The 2,506-nt window shown below is 35.9% G+C and carries 6 protein-coding genes; all 6 read right to left on the bottom strand.

All coding sequences use genetic code 11. The features are described 5' to 3' along the window. Positions 1 to 756: PBSX family phage terminase large subunit (locus CD138_RS13270; protein ID WP_103266019.1), on the bottom strand; the 756-nt coding region annotated here is incomplete at its 3' end. Further along, the gene (locus tag CD138_RS13265; protein ID WP_019168236.1) at positions 740 to 1,228 is read right to left on the bottom strand and encodes a terminase small subunit; all 489 of its coding nucleotides are present in this window, start codon (positions 1,226 to 1,228) and stop codon (positions 740 to 742) included. The genes CD138_RS13265 and CD138_RS13270, both read right to left, overlap by 17 nt. A gap of 322 nt (positions 1,229 to 1,550) precedes the next feature. After that, positions 1,551 to 1,952 carry a hypothetical protein gene (locus CD138_RS13260; protein ID WP_019168237.1) on the bottom strand — a complete coding sequence of 134 codons (402 nt, stop codon included), beginning with the start codon at positions 1,950 to 1,952 and terminating at the stop codon, positions 1,551 to 1,553. Then, the gene (locus tag CD138_RS14405; RefSeq protein WP_019166757.1) at positions 1,952 to 2,101 is read right to left on the bottom strand and encodes a hypothetical protein; all 150 of its coding nucleotides are present in this window, start codon (positions 2,099 to 2,101) and stop codon (positions 1,952 to 1,954) included. The genes CD138_RS13260 and CD138_RS14405 overlap by 1 nt, the downstream gene beginning before the upstream one ends. Continuing rightward, positions 2,101 to 2,328 (bottom strand): hypothetical protein, encoded by a 228-nt coding sequence (locus CD138_RS13255; protein ID WP_103266018.1) that lies wholly within the window; start codon positions 2,326 to 2,328, stop codon positions 2,101 to 2,103. The genes CD138_RS14405 and CD138_RS13255 overlap by 1 nt, the downstream gene beginning before the upstream one ends. Then, positions 2,328 to 2,486, bottom strand: a complete 159-nt coding sequence (locus tag CD138_RS14400) for a hypothetical protein (RefSeq protein ID WP_019168239.1) — start codon at positions 2,484 to 2,486, stop codon at positions 2,328 to 2,330. The genes CD138_RS13255 and CD138_RS14400 overlap by 1 nt, the downstream gene beginning before the upstream one ends. Positions 2,487 to 2,506 lie beyond the last annotated feature (20 nt).

The raw sequence follows: 2,506 nt of genomic DNA, 5'->3' as shown, positions 1-2,506 counted from the left end.
GTCATCGGGTATTGTTTCAACTCGCAAATTGTCGAATGGTACAACACCACTTCCGATTGCTTCACCCATGTACTCCCAACGATACCGCATCTCATTACGTTGTTCCGCTGCTTCTGCTTCTTGTATAAATTGTTTTGATATATACGGATTATCTAAGTATGTCGAATGATGTACAAACGTGTTATCTGGTTGAAATGAAGTCTCGTACTTTTTGTTAACCCACGATTGCTTACGCTTCGGCGGATTGTAACTATAAAAGAACTTATAAAAAAGACCATCGTCCAGCTCCCCACGTAAAAGTGAGTTGGTGATGGTCGTAACCTCGTCTTCTGTTTTAAATTCCGCTAACTCCTCAATCCACATAATTGAGAAAGGAAAACGACTATCTTTCAACGATTTTAATCGCTCTGGGTTTTGCGCACCTCTAAAGATAATACGATTGCCACGAGGAATATATGTTACTTCCATAGGTGACACCTTAACCTTGAATAAGTGTGACACTTTTTGTTGTTCAATAGCCCACTTAATTTGTTCAAATACTGATGTCGCCAATGTATTATCCGTTTTACGTACAACAACTGCATTCATCGGATATCGCATGATTAACTGTGTAATGATGATGGATATATCTGATGATTTACCACTACCACGACCACCTTTTGCGATAATATTAAGTGTATTGGTATCTTTAGTAGCTCGCCATAGATCATGAAAGTGCTGCGGTATCAACTCAGACAAATTAATCGATGTCGTCATTGAATGTCACCATGCCATTTATATTCATGTCCTGTACATCAGTAAATAACTTGTGATGCTTACCTAACAATTCAAGCGCCTTGTTTTGGTCGCTGATTTTTGGTGGCTTAGATACCAAACGGACTTCCTCATCATAAACAAGTTGCATTCTACCAGTGTCAGGATTTTCTTTATAGTCACCTGTTTTAGTAACGATAGCTTCAACCTCAATATGCTCACCACGTGCAGTTTTAGTTAGTCGATACAACACTTCTTTGCCAGTCATAATGTTTTCGTCAAAGAGTTGTTGCTCAACCCCCTTGATGTATTCTGAAACCTTAGCATTACTTAGCAACTTACTACCTGTAACATCAGCGCTACCTTTAGCATAGCCCGCCTTAATCGCCGACTTAGTAGCGTTACCATAACATTCCGTGCCAGGTATCGCATAAGCCTCCGCAAATGTCCTCTGCTTTTTATTCAATTCGTTCATCTCATGTATCACCTTCTTGTCGCTAATTGCTTAATAGTATTTAAAAAGACACCACACAACCGTGCAGCGCCTAATGATTTTGTTTTGATTGTTTTATTTGAGTTGTACACTCATATCAGCACACTTCACACATGCTCATATCAATATACAAAAGACGCCTCAAGGGCGCCTTCACGTTCGATTAATATCAATAAAGGAGACTAAGCATCAAAACCAAAAGGAATAATCGTTGTACATTTCTGTACAATCAAATTATACAAAATGTCTATCGTAATTCAAAATAGTGTCATTTCTGTCATTTTTGTCATTTCTGTCATTTTCGTCACTGTAATAAATATATTTTTTCTGCCAATTCATCACGTTTAGTCAAAAAGTTATTGCGATTTATTTTTGAATTAGGCATTTTGCTAATAACCGACTCCCTGTTGTAACCTTTTTTTAGTAATTCAAGGAAGCAAAAATCAACAGTACCTAACTTTTGTTGTGACCTATTAATAAATTCAATTTCTTCCAACATCTGCGTATATCTCTTATTTGACTTTTCTAACTTTATAACAACATCTTCCACTTTGCTGCCATTCTCTCCTTGTGGTTTGGGTAACGTAGATTGTATACCGTATTGTGCTATTGAATTACTATCATATTCCGGCATAGCATCAGCAAGTACATTACACTTAATTTTATGTGTACCAATCATATTAAGTATTGCTTCTTTACTGTACATTACTTATCCCCCTCACGACCGAATAACTCTTTTCTTAAAATGTCTATCTCATAATCTTTTAACTTTAACTCACCTTGCAACTTCCCGTTTTCAATCATGCTGCCTACAAGCAAAAGCGATACGAATATTAGTATGATAACTAACCACATTACTTGTTCACCTCTGCACACTTTTTGAATTTTTCTAACGCTTCTTCGCTGTCATCAACTAGAACGTTTTCAATGACAGATGTTTGTAGAAAGTTTTTATGTCCATTAGAATCAATGACTTTGATGAATTTTTTATTATTCAAATCATTCAATACAATATGTTCAAACCCCGTGCTATAAAACGCATAATATGTTTTGTTATTTACTGTTTTTATAGTTAAAAACATTACTCACTCACCTCCGCACGCATATTATTTAAATGCATATGATCGTATTCATTAAATGTGTCTATGTCGTCGTTAGCAGTATGTTTGAAATAGTACTGATAAGCAATGTATAGAATCGCTATCGTTATGATGATTAAATTAAGTGTACGTTTAATCATTTGTATCAGCCCTTTCTATC

The sequence above is a fragment of the Staphylococcus intermedius NCTC 11048 genome (assembly GCF_002902385.1).
GTDB lineage: Bacteria > Bacillota > Bacilli > Staphylococcales > Staphylococcaceae > Staphylococcus > Staphylococcus intermedius.
The sequence above is the reverse complement of the archived record's forward strand: the minus strand, read 5'-3'. Positions and strand labels throughout refer to the sequence as shown.

Coding starts and splice junctions, on each gene's coding strand:
- CD138_RS13265 (WP_019168236.1), bottom strand. CDS start 1,228: ATGAACGAATTGAATAAAAAGCAGAGGACATTTGCGGAGGCTTATGCG.
- CD138_RS13260 (WP_019168237.1), bottom strand. CDS start 1,952: ATGTACAGTAAAGAAGCAATACTTAATATGATTGGTACACATAAAATT.
- CD138_RS14405 (WP_019166757.1), bottom strand. CDS start 2,101: ATGTGGTTAGTTATCATACTAATATTCGTATCGCTTTTGCTTGTAGGC.
- CD138_RS13255 (WP_103266018.1), bottom strand. CDS start 2,328: ATGTTTTTAACTATAAAAACAGTAAATAACAAAACATATTATGCGTTT.
- CD138_RS14400 (WP_019168239.1), bottom strand. CDS start 2,486: ATGATTAAACGTACACTTAATTTAATCATCATAACGATAGCGATTCTA.